Here is a 20,420-nt window from a genome sequence, read left to right on the forward strand (position 1 = left end):
TGCCGGCGCATATGTCATATTGTATTCCCAGGATTCCTCCTCCCGAATTCCTGTCGATGTATTATACGAGAACGTGCGATACCTGACGAGCAAAAATTTAGAATGATGGACCAGGTTAATGGTATATCCTTGTTCTGAAAGACTTACGCGGGTTGCATTATTTCTGAAATATTTCGCGACTGTATCCCTGGGCGGGGTAGGGTTGATCAGGAGCCGGCTGCCTGCTGCTGACTCCTCGTCAATAAATGTCCATTCCAGATCGTATTGCTTCCCTGCTACGGCCGTCCAATTCAACACAATCCTGTGCGGCCCCGTTTCTGACGTCAGTCCTGCGCCAGATTGACATCGGTACCTGCGAAAAGGCAGGCAGCGTACTCGCTGCATTTTCGTCCTCGTTTGCGAACATTGCAACTGGTGGCGCTGTAGGGTCGGTCATATACGACCTGTCCACAATTACCATGCTCGTCAATGTAAAAACGCCAGGAATGCTTTCTCCAAGTTCCGCAGATTCAATTGAATTGATCGTAATTTTCACTTTATGCCCGTTCAGAAAACGAAAGACGTCCTGTTCCTTATAAGCCAGACCTGTAGCTGTGTCATACTTTACTTCAAGTGAAACCTCATCCTCTACTAGTGGCTCAATTTGGCCAGGCTGACTCCAATACTCCACTTTCAGCCGGATTTTGCCAGTAAATGGCTTTTTTATATCTATTACAGAATCGGCGTTCAACGCAAACACAATAAGGTTTGAAACCTTATGATTGTTTATCAGCTCCCAGTTATACCCAGGGTTTTGAAATTTCTCATCTCTTAACAAAAGCGTATCTCCCGCTTTGATGCGGCCAGTCAGACGGATTTGGTAAGGTTCTTCGCTGGCTATCACGGGCTGGCCCAGCAAAATGGTTAAAAGGGCTATCAGGAATATTCTAATCATGCGAAACTGCAGCATAAAATGGAAATATTATTGGATCACAATGAGATCATAGTCTTTGTACTCCGATACGGGTTTATAACCTTCCGCAGTACGCACTACAAAACGGGACGAGGAAAAAATCGAGAGAGCCGGCTCTCCTAGCATCCATTGATCCGCAGAAGCCTCCAGAATCCGGTCTTTTTCATTATTCAGCGGATCTGACTGGTCGGTCAACCGGCAGTAGGATTGCCTGATAAATCCTTCATGGTCAATACCAATACGATATTCTTTACAGGTAATATGATTCGGACGCTCCAGGGAAATCCAACGCAGACCATTCAATTTCTTCTGCTTAATCGAATACCCCTCTCCTGTCAGGAAAGCAGAGATAGCACTCGGAGACGGGAATGGATTGGGAATTGCCTGCTGGGATCGGGAGACAAAGATCTTCTCTGCTTTGTGGTCCACAATCAGCTGCATTTCCGTATTTGACAAAATTTCCTGGTCGCCCAGCTTATAATAAACAAGGGAGTCCAGTTTTGCATAGCGGTATATTTGCCGGATTGTGCCGATACTTTCAGCGGGGTCTAAAACGGAAACACTTCCTGATACTTCGAAGGCTTTGATACTATCCATCCGATGAAATACGCTTCCCAGGTCCTCTAGTATCACTAATTCAGCGGCAGAAACCGTTTCACTGGCGGCCGGCGCATCCGTTTCCACTTTCCCGGCAGACTCCGTGTTTCGGAAAACGGGCATCGCTGCAATAATACCCGCTGATAACACAATTACCGCGGTTAAAAACATCAGCAAGCGCTTATTCATTTGGATTCTTTTTTATGTAAGAAGATCGGGTTTCCTTTATGGTGATGATTCCTTTTTCAGTTTCTTTTTTAAGCCGGATCAGACCGCCCTGCTCATCATATTCGTAAAGCGTCGCAAAATTATTGGCATCCAGCTCTGCCATTAACCGCATCGTACTTTCGTCATAAGCGTAAGTGACCGCCTGCCCACGCTCAGGGAAGATCCGGATATCATCAATGAAGATATCAGCGGTAGCGGATAGGGTCAGCGGGAACTGCGTCGGGCTTTGGGCGGTCACCTTTTTCATGTCCAGCCGGAATTCGAGCAATTTCCATTGTTCAACCTTTGCTTTGAAAACACCGGTAACATTTTTTCCATCCAGCGAAATCCGCAGCGGATAGCTGGTATCGTTTGGTGCATTATCTCTCACCCAAACCGATAGCAGATAAGTGCTATCAGACTGTGGGTTAAATCCGTAAAGATTGAGCCACGGTTGCGGCTTACGTGTATACTCCCCTTCGGAATTTGTTTCGATATAACTGCCGGGCGCATGTGTAAAATTGTAAGCTTGTGCCTTAAGGTTTACCGGCGAACTTGGCGTTATCCTTAAGCTGTATTTGCCAGTGTGGGCAGTAGAATCCGCCAGCCAGGTACTGGTTGCCGCGCCGACTATTTTACGGACGTCAAAATCATCGCCAAGGCAAGCTACAAAAGGCGCGCAGCGGTTCGTGAATTTATAATCCTCGAAACCGTCGTAATATAACTCCCTGCTTTGGGAGTTGCTACCGACGATGACGGGCAATACTCCTTTAAAACCGTATTGGACGCCACTAAACTGACCGAGCGCATTCCGGTTTTCCAGTTCGTGTGAGTAACGATCGTACGATGTAATAGTTCTTGCCGCAACCCAGTTGTAAAGTGTGCCCCATTGCCATTTATAATTCGGATCATACGGGAACCAAAATACAGAAGTGACAGGAACCCACCTTTGCATAGCGTTATTGTATTGCCAGAAAGGCATGAAAGCTTCATACTGCCCGGCTTTCCGGAGACCGTCTTTCGGAAAATCCTCTCTGGACTTGCGCTCTGTCAGATAAGCGAATTCCACATATGGCAGCCAGTTCCCCAAATGACCGGTGAGATATGGGTTAATGACCCTCGACATGGGGATAGTGCTGCATTCGTTACTTAAAGCACACATATCAGGTGACGTTCCCCCACAGTTGTACCGCCGCCTTATCGGCGAACCGCCTGCTGTGGAAACAATCATATCATAAGGCTTGTCACTTCCTACCAAATTTCTGATGGTCCAGTATGGTGAGATATCTTGCGTTGCATTCAATATCTCTTCAAACGTTTGCCCAAAAATTTCAACAACCATTGCTGATGGTACAGTCGGTGTATTCGCTGCCTCGGTACTTACTTCCAATAAATGCTTTCCAACTGTTAGCCTTCTGGCTTTCATGTGATAATACTCACTTGAATTCCTGTAACCTCCACCGCTGGTCGGAACATTATCCAACAATATACCATCAATTTTCACCTCAATATTTCGGGACGCAGTATAACCTACGTAATAGACCTTATTGCTATCAATCTCCACACAAGCCCTAAAGGTCAACCGCTGACCTGCTATTAGGGTATCATCAATCCACACACCCCTATTTCTTAAGCGACCCGGGCAACCTTGTTTATAATCCCCAGCATATGGATATCCAAGCCACCAATTGCTTGCAGTTTCAGCTCGAACAACTCCTGTAGAGTCTATCAGAAGTGCGGCTTTGTTCCAGTTTTCTGCGACGGTTAAATTTATGTAGTTTGTTCGATCAGTAATTAGCCTCATCGAATCTCCTGCATTAAAATTCAAAGGCTTATAGCACGTCAATCCATCCGGCGTTTGCAAATACCCGGGCGGGCAATCACCAACGGGGACAGCAGAACAATGTGGGAAAGGATCGGAAACAATTGCGGAATTGTTAGTTGACCCGCAATAGTACCGAACGGCAGTATTTGCACTTGCTCCTGCATTCATATTAAATGCATAATATGGCACTTCGTTATAAATAGCCTGATGCGAAGAAAAAGCGACCCTGATCTTATCTTTTTCCCCTGCTATCAGATCTGCTTCACTACTCACATCATACACTTCAAAGCCCCCTCCGTGATCCCCCCATAGTTCTTAACCAGAAAATCGATGCGGTTCCAGCCTTCCGTCAAAGTCACCCGACGTACTTTCCATATTTCCCAATTTCGAGCATCCATTGGAGGCGTATTGTCATTGATATGCTGATTATTGATAATTACCTGGTATTCATCATCCCCACAAGCTCCAATAAAGTATTCCTTAGTTTCCGGTACCTGGAAGTAGGCCGTCATCTTATAAAACACACCATCAGGTGCATTATATGGCCACACAGCACATTTATCATATCTGCCACCGATACCTGTCCAGAACGCGGACGTAAGATCCATTTCAGGTGTACTGGACGCCCCATTATACAACTTTGTTTGCTTTGCAAAACGTCCCGGAATATACCCATGCTCCACCTTTGTCCTGTCATAAAATCCAACGTCCGGATTCAGCTTTGCCGGCTCCAGGCATTTCAGGCCGTCTGCACTTAACCGCCAACCTTCCGGACAGGCTTCGTTCTTACATGATGCAGGGCGGCCCCACGCTTCCTCATACAATATGCCCTTTGTATCAAGTACCTGCAATGAAGTCAGGTCTGTTTTGGTCGGAAGGTTGAGGCGCAGGTTGTCATAAGGTTTGGTAAGACAAACAATTGTTCCGGCAGAAGCCGCCAATTGGTTCCGATATCCGGAACGTGTCACTTTGAGGCGCCCTTTACCTATTTTCTTTACCAACAAACCCTGCGCATCAATAAGCCGAATCTTATTTGTAGTCCATGATGGCGCCGGGGTGTTCACAACCCAATAACGGCGGTTGAGCATATCGAGATTAATAAGTTCGTCGCCAGGGGTAAGATAATTATTCCAGGGCCATAACACGATGCCGTTATCATCAGTCTGCAGATTCTCCAATAGCAGGTTCGCGCTTTTATAAGCATGCCCCATCCGCGCATACATCCAATAGGCAGGCATCGATAGCGAATAAACGGGATCCCCGAATTCGTTGGTAGTAGAAGTCACCACGGGCAGCCCGGTTTTACTGTCGAATAACAGATTATCTGCCGACACGATAGATCCATCCTGTTTTTTTACCACTTTATTCAATATTCCTGTATACTGGATCGTTTTCAATACAGCGGCCGACCGGAACAGCCTATATTCGAAGTTCGCAGTATTGGGAAAGTGCGGCAGCGGTAACACCCAAGTCAGTACAGGAATCAGATCGATTCCCACATTGAGGGAAATACCCAGGTTGGATGTTTCTCCTTCCCGCAAGTCCACGAACATATCCATTTCTCTGCCCAAAATCTGGTCTTTGGTAATATTACCGTTTTCGTCTACGACATCCACTTTATTCACCAACCGTTGGTGGCCGCCTCTTTCCTCCGAATGATAGAAATATTCCGACGAGGAAATTTCCTTTCCAGCCTGGTTGAATACCCTTTCCGCCTTGACCTGGCCATGCATATTATTCAATCTCACGAGATATCCCTGCGACATGGTAAGTTCATAGATCAACCTAGCGCCAAAAAAGGACGAAAGACCAGATGGGCTCTTTTCATGTTTATCCAGGTTTGTGGCAGCTACTTCCGTTGGAAAATCTTTGGCAGTGTAAAATTCATGCTGGAGATATCCTGTCTGGCTGGTTTTTCCTGCATCGTCCCTCGACGAGCGCTGCTCCACCCTCACTTCACTATAACCGACACCTGGCGACGGAAATACGCTTTCTCCAAAAGGTTCTTCCAGGTAAAACTCGTTATTAAGCGCGCTCCTGTTCACCTGGGTGTAAGGATCCGGCTGCCTCCAGGGGTTTTCATCCCCACCCAGCCCCGGTTCATAACTGGCCACACCGGAACTGATTAATTGTCCGTCGCTTGCAGTAGTCGTATAACTATACTGCTGGATGGAAACTTCCTCTGGATCATCATCCCAGGTTTCCCGCATCAAAAGGTTTTTTACGCGCGAACCTCCGCCGGTTTTATCAAAGCAGGAGAGCTTTACAAAACTTTTCTTGAGATTTACTTTCGACGCGAAACCCTTCCTGAGACCTCTTTCATTAAAATCCGCCTTCAGCTCCTTAAAATTACCGATGGCATCGCTCAATGCCTTCAATGCTGCACTCACTGATTGATCATCGGGAATCTTATTCTTAAAACCGGGATAAGCATATCTGGGATAATCCAATCGCATTCTTTGCCAGGCCGCCATTGTAAAAGGATTAATGAACTTTCCGTCTACCGTGGATCCTGCCAGTTCAACAATAATATTGGACCCGTTCACTGTGGCAGACGTCACCTCGGCATAGCATGGCACCCAGTCGTATCGCGCCCTATCAGCCGTATCCGCAGACGGCACATCCGAGACGTTTACATAAATCTTACCATACAAATACTTACTCCCACTGAGATACCTTTCTTTGAATTCCTCCAGGTTATTTGCTTTGAATGCATTGTTAATACTGAACTTCCGCATTTGCATTATGTCAGTAGTTACCGCATTACTCTGCGTCAACATCACTGGCCAGTCCTTCATCTGCATCGCCTGCCGGTGCTGGACATAACTGTAGGTATCATTTTCATAGTTTACTTCAATTGATCCCCCTGTTGGCAGGTCGATCTTACGCAATGCCCACATGCCCGGAATTGTTGAAAGGGCATCCGAATACGGATACTCATCATTGAGCATTCCACCCGGACTTCCGTCCTTCCTTTTAAAAGAACCCCATCTGTCCGTTGATAAAGTATTATAATTCCCGGGAATAGAATCCAGGGAAGTCCCCGGAACAGTTGCTTTCGTATTGTAATGAAATTTGTAGTAATGGTAGCTTCCGCGGGAAGAGTTCCCATAAGTGAAGTGTACTTTATCAAGAGTCAACTTCCCTTTCTCCACTGCATCTGAGGAGTTGGGAACACCTTGGCAAAGCTTGTAATTGTATTTGAAATGCGCGGTCTTGATTGGGTTAATCGTGTCGGTTTTACTATACAACCTGATTTCCCTGAGGCATCTCTGCCTTATGGTGCTGTCTACCCCGCCATGTAACCCTTTCACACCATAGGCGTCGCGGCGCTCATCTGTAATAAAGTATGCGATATGGGTCTTCGTTTCGATAGAATGCAAATAATAAAGCTCTTTCTCGCCATAAACTATATTGCCTTTATCATCGTCCGGGTCGGCAAGATTCCCTCTGTTCAAGGTGGCTTTATCTTTCGTGAAAGGAGTCCGCCATTTAAAAGTACTGTCGGTCCGGGAATAATTGAATTTCACAGCGGAACCGGGATCATCGTCCGAAATCCCATCACCGGTCAGATCCACATAATCAGCAGACAAAACCGCAGTCAGCAGATGCGCGGCGGCATAGGCTGGTTGATGCTGCTCCATATAGTATTCGTCGGTCCCAGCATGCTTATGTACAATCTGTCCACCTGATACGGTATAACCCACCTCGTTATTGGTGCGATTGTTAAAACCTGGTACTAAAGATTGAGCGACAGCAAATGTCACTTCTTTTTGACTGAAATTGTAGACGGGTAGTCCATACACCATTCTTCTGCCATCTTGTCCCACCATCGAAATCTCGGAAATATGATGATTCTTTCTGTTCGTTGTATGGCGAGATTCTTGACTATAATTTGGCTTATGGCAGGAAGGAACGGAGAAATTCCCAAACCTGTTGGGAGAATATATCCTGATCTTCTTATCCAATCCACCAGCTGTTGCTTCGGCGGTGGTCAGATAGTGAATCGCTGTATTTCTGACCTGCCTCCCGGATTTCTTATATTTTCGGGGTTGGTGGGTTCCGCTGGCCGACTTCAACCCCCGTTGAGCGTTTTCTTGCTAATCGGTATGCTGACGGCATCCTCGTTCACGATGCTGGTTGAAAATAGCGGATCTTCCGAAGTCGCCTCTCCCATTACTTTGAAATATGCATGTTCCTCGTCCCGCTTTGCCGAATCAGGATCAGGATAATCACCATACTCTAGAAAATTATTATCCTTTGTCCATTTCGTGGTTATATCCTTTATGTCCTGGTCATAAAATGAGGTACCTCCATGGAAATATGCCCCTGCACCATAATCCGTACCGAAAGTGGAGTTATCAGATACATCGACCTTTTGATTATTAAAGAAAACGCCGGTGCCGCCTCCCGACACCTTAAACTGTCCGCTGCCAGCCTGACTGGTAAAGGAGAAAATGTCCGGTGTAGCGATCGGCAGCCCGATATGTCGAATGTCCGGGATCATTATGTTATCTTTCTCCCGCATAAAATCCATCAAAGCATTGGGGTTACTTCTTCCGTTATGAGCATGCAAAGATCCATAAGCATTATGCTGAACCAGGTTTTCCTTTACCTCCCTGACAGTCTTGTATCCGCTTGATCCTGCAGCAGTTTGGATGCCAAAAGCCATAAAACCCACATCTATTGAGAACGTATGGCTTTTGCTTTTGTAAGCAATTTCGCCATCAGGGTAAAATACCGGCGTATTAAAATTCCAGGTAGCCGATCCAATTTCTCGATTCATACCGCCATTATAGACCGCTTTATTGGAGAGTCCATAACTGGCACCCAATGTTAAAGACTTAATGCCTTCCCGGGTATTGTACCCTTGGGTTAAGCTGAGCGATGCTGAGCTGGTCAGATTTTTGGATGTTTGATTGTTAAGCGAAAGAGATGCTCCTCTTGTAGTACTCACTCCTCCTGAAGTATTAGAATTGGCGCCATAATTCAACCCTGCCGTTAATCCACTTGCATTTCTGCCAGTCAGCGACACACCTGCATTTCCGCCATATCCAGCTTCAGCACCGTATCCCGTGTAATTATCATAAAAGATTCCAGCAGTCAACGAGCCGCCTACTTTCAATACCTCATTTCCTATTGCTTCCACACGGCCCATAACACGCCCACCAATGGTCACCTTTGGCTTCATATGGTGCCTTGAAACAACTCTATCCCCATCGTGATCATCAGGTATACCGCGCAACTGCCGGTTAATGGCCCCAACATTAAGATTCCATCCCAAGCCGACCCATGATGCCTCATCTTCCATCCCTATGCCCTGGGCATATGTAAGATTCAGTGGATAGCCACCTACATCTATCAATGGTATGTTATACTTGAAATCTCCCGTAAACAAATCCACCATATCACTCATGCCCGCGGGCTGGAATTGTGTCATTTCAGGTTGCGCAGGACCGCTGGTAAGTGCCAGGCCTTTTAACGGAATCAATGTTTCTAACGTCATCAGGCCGAGAAAAAAATAGCGATTGCCCTCTTCGATGCATTTCGTCTGATCATATCCTGGAATAAATTGAGTCAAGTTGATGAATAGATATCATGTTAACAGGGAAATACAATTCCCGTTGGGAAAACAACCAGTCCTTAAAACGAAGCTGGATATCCCCATTCTTCAGTACTGATTGCCGATTGAATGTCAACATATATTCTGCTCCATTGGTCATGCCATTCGCAATGCGTATTGCCATGTACGGCGCCAGCGTGTCCATAGAAGTGATAACCTCAAACAATGAGTCTATACCGAAACTGAATCGGGGCTCATTAATAATCTGTTGCGGAAGCCCACTTTCATGTTCAACCCTTAACACGAGGCTCCAATCTGTAGTATCGCGGGGATTTGAAGGCAGATAATTCAGCCGCATCCTCCAACCGGAAGCTTCTTTTTCATCTAACAAAGACAATTCCTTCATTTTCTCCGCCGACTGACGATTTGCGCTACACGAGAGGAATAGTAAGGCAGCACAGGTATATATCAATATCACACGCATGGTCTATTCTTTTTCTGATTTATTAAGAAAACGGAGTTGTTTTGTCTCACCGCTGGGCAACCGCACCAATAGCAGGTAATAATGTCCATCAGTCATCCCCTTGACTGATCTCAGATCGATCTCGATATGATTGTGGCCGGTCGCAAGTTTTAGCTTCGGTAGTTTTCTGATCTTTTCATTTGGCATGCTGATGCTAGTAATTTTGTAATCCAACGTGGCGGCATTATGATAATTATCCACCGCAAACAGAATTCTTCCATCTGCGATATAAAAATTCCCTTTCGCCAGGTCATCAATACTCCTATAACTGTCCACCGGCTTCTGCGCCACACTATCCTCACACTTCACCGTAAAATCCCATATCTCGCTCCGCGCCAGTACCGTCTCCCCTTTCACGGCCGTCACCTGCCAGGCGTAGCGCCTCCCTTCCGTCAGTTCGCGGCTCAGGGGCGGATAGAGGAGCATCGGGGATGGGATGCCGCTCTGGCGGATCACCGGCATGTTGAAATGCAGTGCCTCGGCGCGGGGTTGCCCCTCTTTCAGCTCTACCAGCAACAGCCGGTAGGTCATGCCGGGCATAGCGGGTAGTAAGGGCTGCCAAAGCAAAGTGGGGCGTTTGTCACAGATGCGGTCGCCATCGTAGGGCTCTGTCAGCTCAAGCGGACTGAAAGGCGTGAGCATATGGTTAAAGCATTGCTCCGCAAGCACGGCGCCCGCGTGACTGCCGGCTACTTCCAGGAGGGTGAAGCAATATTCATATTCGCCTTCCGGGAATTGGTGCGACTGCTTCACAACGGTCGCCTGCTGGCTGTTCCCGAACTTCCACGATGCACGGTATGCGGCGGACTGCGGGATCATGTTTGTACCGGGAGGCAATTCGAAGGCCGGCGTCGCCGCTTCCGCGATCAGGCCGCCCCCGGCGGACGTGATCCTGATTTGCAGGATGCACGGCACTTTTTGACCGGCGTTCGTCAATCTCGCTCCCATCAGGGTTTCCAGCGTCCGGCCCTGCACTTCCGGCAGGAAGGTCACCGCTATCTGCCCGAGTACCATAGCCGGGGCGCACATGATCAGCAAGACCGTCAGAATTTTTTTCATATCTATTGATTCAACATGTAGAAAATGGATAATTCACTGCGGAAGTTCCCATAGAGGTAGTTCTGCGGTGTGTTCACCAGGTCTTTCCGCGCATCCACGCTCAGGTTCACCTGGCAGCGCCCCAGCACACTGGCGCTCACCTGCTGGCGGATGCCTGCCTGGCGCACCACCCCTTTGTTATCGAGGAAAGTGAGGCTGCTACTGCATTGCAGGAACTTCGCGAGGCGATATTGATAGCCCGCGTCGGCCGTAAGCAGATTAGCGTACACTGCCGCATCCTTGATATCGCGGTTATAGAAAACATTGGCCGTAACCAACTTCTCTCCCACCGGGATCGAATGGCTTACAAAAGCAGTAAGGAACAAACTTTTTACAGGATCCCCCGCAGTCAGGTAATGCATCTGCTGCAAACCGAGCGACGACTGGTTGATGAACCGTAGCCCTCCCATCCTGCCGTTCCATTGCGAGCTAAAGCTTGCTTTCCGGTTGAGGTATTGTTCCTGCCGGCCGTAGTCGCCATCGGCGAACATGCTGCTCTGGTGCAAGCGCCCGGATAATGTAACCTGCCGCGAAACGCGCAGGCGCCCGTCCAGCGCAAGCGTGCGGTTCTTCCACTGGCTGCCGGCCAGCGACGACCGGCTGGTATTCCGGAAATCCGTACGCACCTGCACGCTGGCCTTGTTCTTCATCCACGAACGTCTGACCTGCAGGCCGTATGCCGTGGAACCACGCCGGGAATAAGGGTTACCCGGGTTGTTATAACCCATGCCGGAATAATTGAAGTAAACCGACTGGGTAAGACCGTATTCCGGCAGCGCGGAATTGTATTCCAGACTGGTGGATAACGTAGTGGCGAAATCGTTGAAGAAATGCGCGATCGCCGCTTTGGATTGTGCGGCATGATCGCCGACTGTACCGCCACCACCCGTACTGGTATTCGATTTGGACAATTCGAAGTCCACATCTCCCCAGTCGCCGAGCGACAATCGGTTAGACAATGCGCCCACGAATACATTCTGCATCAGCGCGCGCGCGTTGGGCATTCGCTTATCATTGCGGGTGCTGGCATTAATCATGGAAACGTGATGATGGGGCTTATCCAGGTCGCCTTTCCCCATCCGGAGGAACTGGATGCTTTGGGAGGGCGCCTGCTGCATATCGTCGAGACCAATATCATACGGCAGCGCCTGGCGGGTTTTACCGGCCCCAATCATCAGGAGTTTATTTTTATTCATCAGGCTACCTGCCGCCCCGGTCATGAACAGATCGGACACGGTGCCTTTACTGGCATTGGCAGCAATGTTACCCGCGTTCAATTCCTTTAGTTTCATGAATAGCCGTTGCAGGCCAGACATGGGCAAGAGGTCAGGTGCCATTTCCGCGGCGGAAGCAGGGTCTTGCATGTATTTTTCCATGCGGGACTTCAGCTGATGCTGACTTTTGAGCATGGCGTCCCTGTCCAGCCCGCCGCCTAGTTCGCGTTGCAGGGCAATGAGTTTGGACAGATGGTGCTCCAGCGTGGAATCCTTGTACTGGTTCAGGTTTTGTTGTCCGGCGTTGGCGAAAAGCTGGTTCCGCAGTTGGATGCTATCCAGATACATCAATTCCTCCGGCCGGATAAGCTTCGAGATGCTGTCGCTCTTTGTGTCGAGGGCTTTGAGGCGTTCGCCGGTAAACTGTTTCAGTTGCGCTTTAAAATCGATGTCGTCGAGGAAATATTTCTTTAGGTCGTAGTGCTTGCGGATGTGGGCGGAAACTTTCTGCAGGTATACCTCGCGATCGAATTTGAAGTTGCCCAGGTTTTCGCCGGACAGGGCGTGGCCGAAACGGCTGTGCCCGGAAACGTTGGCGTATTGCAGGTTAACGGGAATTGCTCCCAGGGAGAAGCGGTCCTGCACTTCCACATTGCTCCACCATCCGGATGCGTTCCCGGTGGTATCGCCGAAAGAAGTTTGAGCACCGGCTTTTTGTAGTTTATTTTCTGGTTTTCCGGGGAGTTTAAGTTGGCCGGCAGCGGGATGGTCTTTAAGCAGGGCGTAGAATCCACGGAGTTTGTCGTCGAGGAAGCGCTCCATGCGTGCGGAGTCTTTCAGGGCGCCGAATCCCGTTTTCAATTGATTGAATTTCGCAGGGGTGGATGTGGCCTGGATGTAGGACATGAACTGCTGGCGGACGGGCTCCTGCAACCCATTGAAGCTCCCCTGCGGCAACTGGAAATTTTGCGAAGCGAGATTATTGACGACGCCAGGCACCAGTGCTTTACCGGTCTTCCGGATATCGGGCGCAAGCGCTTCGAAAATCGAGTCCTGGCGTAAACCATTGGCGAGTTGACGGGGTGCGGTGGCGCTGGGGAGTTTCGCTACACGTTGGAATTCCTGCGAAAGTACATCTGGGAATGAATCCTGGCGTAAACCATTGGCAAGTTGCAGGGATTTTTTGACGCCGGGGGGGTGCGCTACATGTTGGGATTTCTGCGTAAGTACATCGGGCAGTGAATCCTGGTGTAAACCTTTGGCGAATTGCCAGGGTGTGGTGGCAGTGGGGAATTGCGAAAACTGCCGGACATTGGACGCAATCGAATCCCGCAAGACACTGGCAGCTTGCGTATCTGTCTTATCTGGCGCCTGCCTGGCGCCGAAATCATTTGTGGAATCTTTTAATACCCGGGAGTTGGAATGCCGGGAGTTCATCGCCGGATCCGCGATGGAATCACCAGTGGCTCCAGATAAATGGAAACGAGAATTAAATTGCAGTTGCCTGGCCTGGTGGTTCAATGAGTCCACAAGGGTTTGCCGGATATTTGCCGCAAGTCGATTATTTTTCACCATGGAATCCATGGTATAGGGTACGCGGTCAGGTATTGTTTGCGCGCGCGCAAAAGTAACCACGCCGAGGCAGCAAATCGCTGCGAACAGTCGGTGTAAAGGCATAAGGATCTTCCTTAATCGTCTAAATGGATGCGGGAATAACTGTCTAATGAAAATTCAATCTCACCGGGTCAACAAGGGCAGGGATTCCTCTATTTTAACTCTCTCTGAAGCATTCTCAATTTCATAGGTAAATGCATTCAGTTACAGCCAAAAATACACGAAATAATTAATAATCAAAATTATTTTCACTAATTATTTTAGCATTTAAACCATGCCGCATATATCTTGCGTGTCACATAGACGTATTATCCGTCAACCTCTACTATTTCATGCCTTCTTCCATAATCATTTCCTTCAAGAAAATAATCGTCGCAGCTGTATCAAAATCATGTTTCAATGCCCCCTCCAATCTCACGGCAAATGCTGCCGCCGCCAAACCATTTTGGACAATACGAATATCCTGACAATAAGATTCCAATACTCTCCATTCTTCTACAGCTATTTTCCGCCGTTCTCTTCTCGAACCCCATCTGGACCAATCATCCAGGTCACCATGATACTTCTTATATACCAGAATCTTCTCTTTTGTAATCATCAGAATATTGTCTGAAATTATATCCAGCGACACCACCCGCCAGGTGGCCTCAAATACGGAGCCATCAAACGGGCGCACTAATTGAACAACATCATTAAGCACGAAAAAAATTCTTACCCTTTACTGCACTCACAATTCTGTCATAATAAATGGAGATATCCTTCCAATCTGAAGTGTCGAACTCACGGGCTACGGCATAACCGCCCTCAAACCATTGCTCCTCCTCCCGCGATATAGCACGATTTTGCAGTTCTCCCAGTTCATATAAACTAATCGCCAGAAGAATCGCAGCTACTGATACCTTACTGCCTTCATTAATTTCATACGTTTGTGTCTTGGTGTAAGAAATTAATAACGCGCGAAGTTTGTTGGTTGCCTCCATCAATCTTATTATATATTGTGAATCTATAATGAGTTTTTACAGTGGAATATCACCACCCCAGAAGCCAATTCCAACTCCGATACGAATCATTATTATGAAATCATTTTCCCAACGCGTATCCTCTGCAATTAAGATAAAACGGTTTTCCTTCATAGCACCGGATTCTTCACATTAAAAAAAGCCGCCCCGCAGCCATCCAGCATCAACGTAAACCCGACAATTTCCAGTACAAACGCCAGTCCTATGATCCAGGGGCTCCGTTTCGCTTCCGGGTTCCGGCGACGGTGAATGATATTTCCGAAGCCAAGGACAATTCCGCATACAAAAAATAAGACGCCTAATAGCCTGATACCGGTAAACATGGTGTTACTATTTTATGTCGTAATTTACAATAATATTAAAACAGCAATCCCATGTCCGCCAGGCAAAGATTACGTACCTGCCCGAAAGGGCACCAATACTACAAGTCATCCGACTGCCCGACCTGTCCGCAATGCGAAGCGGATACGCGCCCGGCCGAAGGAGTCCTCGCGCAGCTCTCCGCGCCCGCAAGACGCGCGCTAGAACACCAGGGCATTAAAACCCTCGCTCAATTGGCTCGGCACTCAGAAAAGGAATTATTGGCGCTGCACGGAATGGGACCATCTTCCATCCCCAAATTGAAATCCGCGCTCTCTGAAAAGGGGCTTGCATTCAGGCAATAACCCACCCCTGCACAGCAGTAGCACCCGGTATTGGAATTCTTATAATTTGTTGGCCGAAAACCGGCTTCACCGGAAATGCAAGCTCACTGCATCGTGCACATTAGCGCGACACCCGCGGTATGCGCGGGTATCCCGCTCGGCGGGGCTTCGTTCGCTACGCAAGGTGAAGCGCCTACTACTCTGCACGATACACTACGCCCGCAGCACGCCCAGCTCCATCTCGCTCACGGTGATTTTCTTCGTCCGCTGCTTCAGGAAAGCGATTACTTCCTCGTCGCTGGCGAAACGGTCGCCGATGTTCACGAAATGGCGGGCCAGCTTATCGTACCGCCTGGTTACCAGCCAGAGCCATACATGCAGGAAGTGGATCCCGTCGAATACGATCGCCTCGTTGTCGATATACTCCTGGAGTGTTTTCCGGAAGAATATGGGGTGCTCCGTCCAGTGCATATTCGGTTTTACGTGATGGCTGATGTGGTAGCCGTCGTTCCAGCATTTGTGGTTATACTTCGTATTGATGCAGGTGATGGAATTTTTGTAATGGTTTGATGGATCGCTGCCGTCGATAAAGGCATGCTGCGCCCAGTTACCCACCATCATGATGATCCTCGAAATAACAAAAGGTAAAATAAAAACAACGAGGGTAGCCGGCCAGTTCACAAACGACAATCCCACGCACATCGCAATGAACAGGAACTCGCCGCGCACGGAACGGTACAGCAGTTTTTTGCGGTTCTTCCGGTGGAAGTAAGTGCACAGGTGGTATACGCCCGCGAAAAAGAAAGATAACAGGTACATGCCGAACCCGCGCATCGAATCGCGCTGATACTTCATCGTGCTGCTCTCATCTTCCGGCATATTATTTTCCGCATGGTGCATCCCGATGTGGTGGCTGTAATACGTCTCCGGCGTTTGCCCAAATAACGGTCCCAGTACCCAGGGCAGGTAATGGTTCATAAACCCATATTCCTTCCTGAAAAACACCCGGTGCGACGTGCAATGCAGCATCAACCCAAACGGCCCCTTGAAGATAAAGTTATTGAAAACCAGGTACACCGCCGCAACTACGCCCCAAACCCAGCCCGTCACGAATGGCATATACAGCAGTATTGCCGTAACGCCCAGTACTAACGTAATCTGGATCGTCAGGTGAACAAAGGGCACGTCCCTCGGATCGCGGATAAACCGCTCGAAATAACTGGCTTTTTCCTGCTGGATGTACACTGGATCGGTAATGTTCTGGAGCGTCAGCATAGTAATTTGATGGGTTTTGATTAAAAAGTTAACCCTTTTTCACGACTTCCCGTCATTATCAACCGATTAAATCATAAATAAGACGCAATCACCGCATTCACGCTACCACAAACAACTGCTGCGCCTTCATGCTATACCACGATGCTTCCCCTACCAACAAGTAATCGAGCAAAGGGCATTCCTTCTTCAGCCCCGCTCCCGCCATCCTATCCATAAACCGCACATCCCCTTCCTGCGGCCCCGGAATCCCCGGCAACCCGCTCTTCGCCAAAATCACCCCCGCACTCCGCTTCTGCACCGCCTGCCAAAACACCGGCGTGGCCGGCGGAAACGGACGGTCCCTATCCGACACATGAATCAACTCCGTAAACAACACTTCCTCTCCCCGGCTCATCCCGATCACCCAAATCTTACTCCGGTCGCACGCAAACTTGTTAGAAAATAGCTGGAGCTGCAATATTAATGCTCCCATCTGCCCATTCCCGGGCCGCTCAGCGCATTGCGCCGCCGTAAATACTCCTGGCATAACAAACAATTAATTGGTTTTTCAAACAATGGCCGTAAAACTAAAACAAAAAAAATCCCGGCCCTCGAAAAAAGGCCGGGAATATCTCAGTATTAGAAGAGAATATCTCGCAAAATCGGAGAAATCAGAAATCGCCGCCGCCCATATCGCCGCCACTGCCTTCTTCACCACGCTTTTTCTTGAATATCTTCGCTTCCATTTTACCGAAACGCCAACTCACATTCACCCGCAACTCCCGCGAAACACGCTTCCGGTAACGTTCCGATTCAGAAAACGACGTCTTCGTCCAGCTCAAATCCCTGTCCGTATTGAAAATATCATTCAATCCCACCATCACCGACAAATTCTTCTTCTTTAAAAAATCTTTCTTCAAACCCAGGTCTATCTGGTACTCAGGCGCTTCCTCACCCTGCGGCAATATCTGCTTCGACTCATACTCGCCCGTTACCTGCAACGTGAGGTTCCAGGGCAGTTTCGTATTGCTGTTCACCTTTCCAAACCAAATAAACCCGCTGTTGTCCAGGTTCTGCGCGCTTACACTTGTTTGCGCCAGGTTTACGTTGGTGGTAATATCCCATCCCTTCGTCACCTGCGTGCGTACGGTCAGCTCTGCGCCATAGGAATTCCTGCGGTCCGCATTGATCGGGTAGTTCAGCAACACTTTGCGCTCCTGCCCGTCCAGCACCAGCGTCGTATCCACATAAAAATTCGTGATCGCATTGTTCGTATTCCGGAAATACACAGAAGCCAATACATTCACCTTCCGGTCGAAATCTTTCAGATACGACAATTCAAAAGAATTCGTGAATTCCGGCGTCAGCGTTGGGTTACCCCTCCGCGCAGAATTCGCGTTGTATTCAATATTGGGCAACAGGTCCCGGAACCACGGCCGCTGGATTCGCCGGCTGTAATTCAATTGCAATTCATGGTCGCCTCTCAGTTTCTGCGACAGGAAAATACTGGGAAACAGGCTGATAGGGTAGTCAATTTCATAAGACGCTCCCTTTATATTCCGCATCTCGCCGCTGTAAAATGATTGCTCCGCGCGCAATCCCGTCTGGAAACCGAAGTTCCCGTACCCGCCCGTGTAGCTCACATATGCTGCGTTGATCTGCTCGGTATACCGGTAATCGTTCGACAGGCTGGAATCATACGCAAACTCCCCGGTCGAAAAATCCTTCCCGAAAGTATTGAGCACATTGTTAAACTTGCGGTTGTTACTCCGCAAACCCGCTTCCAGCTTCGATTTCTCCGAAAGCGGCGTTACAAAATCCACCTGCGCCGTGAGGTATGTGGTGGTGCCGCTCCCCTTTCCATAACGAAGCTCCGACGCACTTGTGTTGCTCGGCTGCCCCGCCATATCAAAGTATTCCAAACTGTAATCGTTATTATTCCGGCTGTTGGCGCGGTTATACGTTACATCGGCTGTCAATTCCTGTCCTTCTTTCGCAAACGTCCGTTTATACCCCATTTGCGTGGCGTAATTGCGGAAATTATGCTTGTTATCGTTACGGCCTACCCCGCGCTGGATGCGCTCCTGGTTGCCGTTCAGGTCAAAAATCTCCTGTGTATTCAGGTTGTTGAAATCGCCGGCGGTAATGCCCTGTGATAAAGTAATCGTATTGCGGTTGTCGATGAACCAATCGAAGCCCAGGCGACCGTTCTGGAAACGGCGGCCAAACTCGCCATCCTGGTATTGGTCCAGATATGAAATATTATTGCCGTCGATGTTTTTGCGGAACATATGCTGCTTCATGGGCGAGCGGCGGTCGCGCAGGCTGTAATTCAGGAATACATTGACCTTCCCCTGCCGCGCATTCAGATCCACACCGGCATTGGCGCTTTTCGTGCTGGTATATCCACCCTGGATTAGCCCGTTGATACCAGCTTTGCGGTTTTTCTTCAAAACGATATTTAAAATACCGCTCATCCCTTCCGCATCATACTTCGCGGAAGGGTTCGTCACCACTTCTACGCTCTGGATCGCATCCGCGGGTATCTGATCCAGCGTCAGCGTACTGGGGCGGCCATCGATAAATATGGTAGGACTGCCGTTACGCACGCTCACATTCCCGTCGATGTCCACATTCACCGAAGGCACCTGGCGCAACACATCGGTAGCCGTGCCGCCCACGCTTGCCAAGTTCTTATCGACGTTAAACACCCGCTTGTCGATTTCCATGGTGAAAGCCGGCTTCTCACCCACGACCTCTACCCCTTTCAGCGCCGTAGCTGTGGTTTTCAGACGGATATTGCCGACGTCGCTGCTCTGGCGGACAGTTACGGGTTTGAAGAAAGTCTCATATCCGATAAAATAAATCTTCAGAATGTATTTCCCCGGTGCGATATTCCGGAAATCGAAATCGCCGTTCCCTTTCGACAACATGCCCGTTACCACGGAAGAATCCGTAGATTTCAGGAGCGCCACCGATGCATATTCAACCGGTTTGCCTGTCTGATTGTCGAGCAATTTTCCGAGAATCTCCGCCTGTTGTTGTTGACCGCCCGGTTGCTGCTGTGCCCTGGCGACTGTTCCTGCGAGCAAGAAGATGCTCCATATCAAAAAACCTGGTTTCCTCATCCTAGTTTCGTCTCTGATTTACAAAGTTATCGTGACAAAATAGGATAATTGTCATTCAGACATCGAATTAATGGATGAATGGCAATGGGATATTACTCCCCGGAATAGAAATCCCTGAAGGCTTCCGCCCTGAATTTCACATCGGTTATGTGCAGGTCCATCCCCTCGCCCTTAGGCGACTGGGCGTAGAATCCTATCCTCAGTCCCTGTGGCCGGCGGTAACGGAATGTGCGCAGGATTTGCCATTTCTTACCGTCTTCGGAGAAGTAAAAGCCAAAAATATTGCCGGATCTGGCCACTTTCACATAGACAGCCGGCGCATTTACGGCGCGGTGATAGCTGTCGTCGGTCACGCGATCGGTAATGAGGGAGGAGCCGAGCATGATGCGGCCGTCGTCCATCCTTTCCACCAGCAGTTTGGCCCAGTTGGAGGAATCGGTATACAGCAGCAGGGCGCCGCCGTCGAACAGGGCTTTGGCTTCCGGCCGCAGGCGGGCGGATAAAATGAACTGTTCGCCTGCCGGGAAGGTGGCCATGGGCACCTGGTGCACGTAGAAACTGCTGTCTACGAAGGAATAGAGGTCGGTATTCTTGTTGGCGTGAAGAATGAACCCATCGTCGGACGTGGCTTTCAGGTTCCCTTTGGAGGGGTCGAAAGTGAGGGCGCGGGGCAGCGCTTTCAGGCGGAGGGAATCCTCCGATGCAAACGTTTCCGGATGAGCGGCAAACGCCGGCAGCGCGATGGCTGCCAAAAGGATGGAAATGATGGGTTGCAGCATGAG

The 20,420-nt window shown here is 49.0% G+C and carries 16 protein-coding genes; 1 reads left to right on the forward strand and 15 read right to left on the reverse strand.

All coding sequences use genetic code 11. The features are described 5' to 3' along the window. Nucleotides 1-238: 238 nt before the first annotated feature. From WJU16_RS00820 to WJU16_RS00870, 11 genes are all read right to left on the reverse strand, one after another. Complete coding sequence (locus WJU16_RS00820; protein WP_341836428.1) at nt 239-949, reverse strand: hypothetical protein; 711 nt, start codon at nt 947-949, stop codon at nt 239-241. Nucleotides 950-961: 12 nt separating this feature from the next. Beyond that, nucleotides 962-1,738, reverse strand: coding sequence for a hypothetical protein (locus tag WJU16_RS00825; protein WP_341836429.1), 777 nt, complete (start codon nt 1,736-1,738; stop codon nt 962-964). Then, a complete protein-coding gene (locus WJU16_RS00830; RefSeq protein ID WP_341836430.1) occupies nt 1,731-3,854 on the reverse strand; it encodes a hypothetical protein in 2,124 nt (707 codons plus the stop codon). The genes WJU16_RS00825 and WJU16_RS00830 overlap by 8 nt, the downstream gene beginning before the upstream one ends. After that, entirely contained in the window at nt 3,851-7,660 is a 3,810-nt protein-coding gene (locus tag WJU16_RS00835) for a hypothetical protein (protein WP_341836431.1), read from the reverse strand. Before WJU16_RS00835 ends, WJU16_RS00830 begins: the two co-directional genes overlap by 4 nt. Further along, nucleotides 7,657-9,162, reverse strand: coding sequence for a hypothetical protein (locus tag WJU16_RS00840; RefSeq protein ID WP_341836432.1), 1,506 nt, complete (start codon nt 9,160-9,162; stop codon nt 7,657-7,659). Before WJU16_RS00840 ends, WJU16_RS00835 begins: the two co-directional genes overlap by 4 nt. Continuing rightward, the gene (locus WJU16_RS00845) at nt 9,137-9,628 is read right to left on the reverse strand and encodes a hypothetical protein (protein WP_341836433.1); all 492 of its coding nucleotides are present in this window, start codon (nt 9,626-9,628) and stop codon (nt 9,137-9,139) included. Before WJU16_RS00845 ends, WJU16_RS00840 begins: the two co-directional genes overlap by 26 nt. A gap of 3 nt (nt 9,629-9,631) precedes the next feature. Next, nucleotides 9,632-10,726 carry a hypothetical protein gene (locus WJU16_RS00850; RefSeq protein ID WP_341836434.1) on the reverse strand — a complete coding sequence of 365 codons (1,095 nt, stop codon included), beginning with the start codon at nt 10,724-10,726 and terminating at the stop codon, nt 9,632-9,634. 2 nt (nt 10,727-10,728) lie between these two features. Next, the gene (locus WJU16_RS00855) at nt 10,729-13,656 is read right to left on the reverse strand and encodes a hypothetical protein (protein WP_341836435.1); all 2,928 of its coding nucleotides are present in this window, start codon (nt 13,654-13,656) and stop codon (nt 10,729-10,731) included. Nucleotides 13,657-13,918: 262 nt separating this feature from the next. Beyond that, complete coding sequence (locus tag WJU16_RS00860) at nt 13,919-14,293, reverse strand: hypothetical protein (RefSeq protein ID WP_341836436.1); 375 nt, start codon at nt 14,291-14,293, stop codon at nt 13,919-13,921. Continuing rightward, nucleotides 14,286-14,573 carry a hypothetical protein gene (locus WJU16_RS00865; RefSeq protein ID WP_341836437.1) on the reverse strand — a complete coding sequence of 96 codons (288 nt, stop codon included), beginning with the start codon at nt 14,571-14,573 and terminating at the stop codon, nt 14,286-14,288. The genes WJU16_RS00860 and WJU16_RS00865 overlap by 8 nt, the downstream gene beginning before the upstream one ends. 149 nt (nt 14,574-14,722) lie before the next feature. Continuing rightward, complete coding sequence (locus WJU16_RS00870; RefSeq protein WP_341836438.1) at nt 14,723-14,935, reverse strand: hypothetical protein; 213 nt, start codon at nt 14,933-14,935, stop codon at nt 14,723-14,725. 51 nt (nt 14,936-14,986) lie between these two features. Between WJU16_RS00870 and WJU16_RS00875 the strand changes: the two genes are divergently transcribed. Continuing rightward, a complete protein-coding gene (locus tag WJU16_RS00875) occupies nt 14,987-15,277 on the forward strand; it encodes an RNA polymerase alpha subunit C-terminal domain-containing protein (RefSeq protein ID WP_341836439.1) in 291 nt (96 codons plus the stop codon). A 192-nt stretch (nt 15,278-15,469) separates the two neighbouring features. Here the strand turns inward: WJU16_RS00875 and WJU16_RS00880 are convergent, their stop codons facing one another. The 4 genes from WJU16_RS00880 to WJU16_RS00895 form a co-directional block, all read right to left on the reverse strand. Further along, nucleotides 15,470-16,531 (reverse strand): fatty acid desaturase, encoded by a 1,062-nt coding sequence (locus WJU16_RS00880; protein WP_341836440.1) that lies wholly within the window; start codon nt 16,529-16,531, stop codon nt 15,470-15,472. A gap of 97 nt (nt 16,532-16,628) precedes the next feature. Continuing rightward, a complete protein-coding gene (locus WJU16_RS00885) occupies nt 16,629-17,057 on the reverse strand; it encodes a JAB domain-containing protein (RefSeq protein WP_341836441.1) in 429 nt (142 codons plus the stop codon). 124 nt (nt 17,058-17,181) lie between these two features. Further along, nucleotides 17,182-19,620 (reverse strand): TonB-dependent receptor domain-containing protein, encoded by a 2,439-nt coding sequence (locus WJU16_RS00890; protein WP_341836442.1) that lies wholly within the window; start codon nt 19,618-19,620, stop codon nt 17,182-17,184. A gap of 110 nt (nt 19,621-19,730) precedes the next feature. After that, nucleotides 19,731-20,417, reverse strand: coding sequence for a DUF1349 domain-containing protein (locus WJU16_RS00895; RefSeq protein WP_341836443.1), 687 nt, complete (start codon nt 20,415-20,417; stop codon nt 19,731-19,733). Nucleotides 20,418-20,420 lie beyond the last annotated feature (3 nt).

Source organism: Chitinophaga pollutisoli, assembly GCF_038396755.1.
GTDB classification, from domain to species: Bacteria; Bacteroidota; Bacteroidia; order Chitinophagales; family Chitinophagaceae; genus Chitinophaga; species Chitinophaga pollutisoli.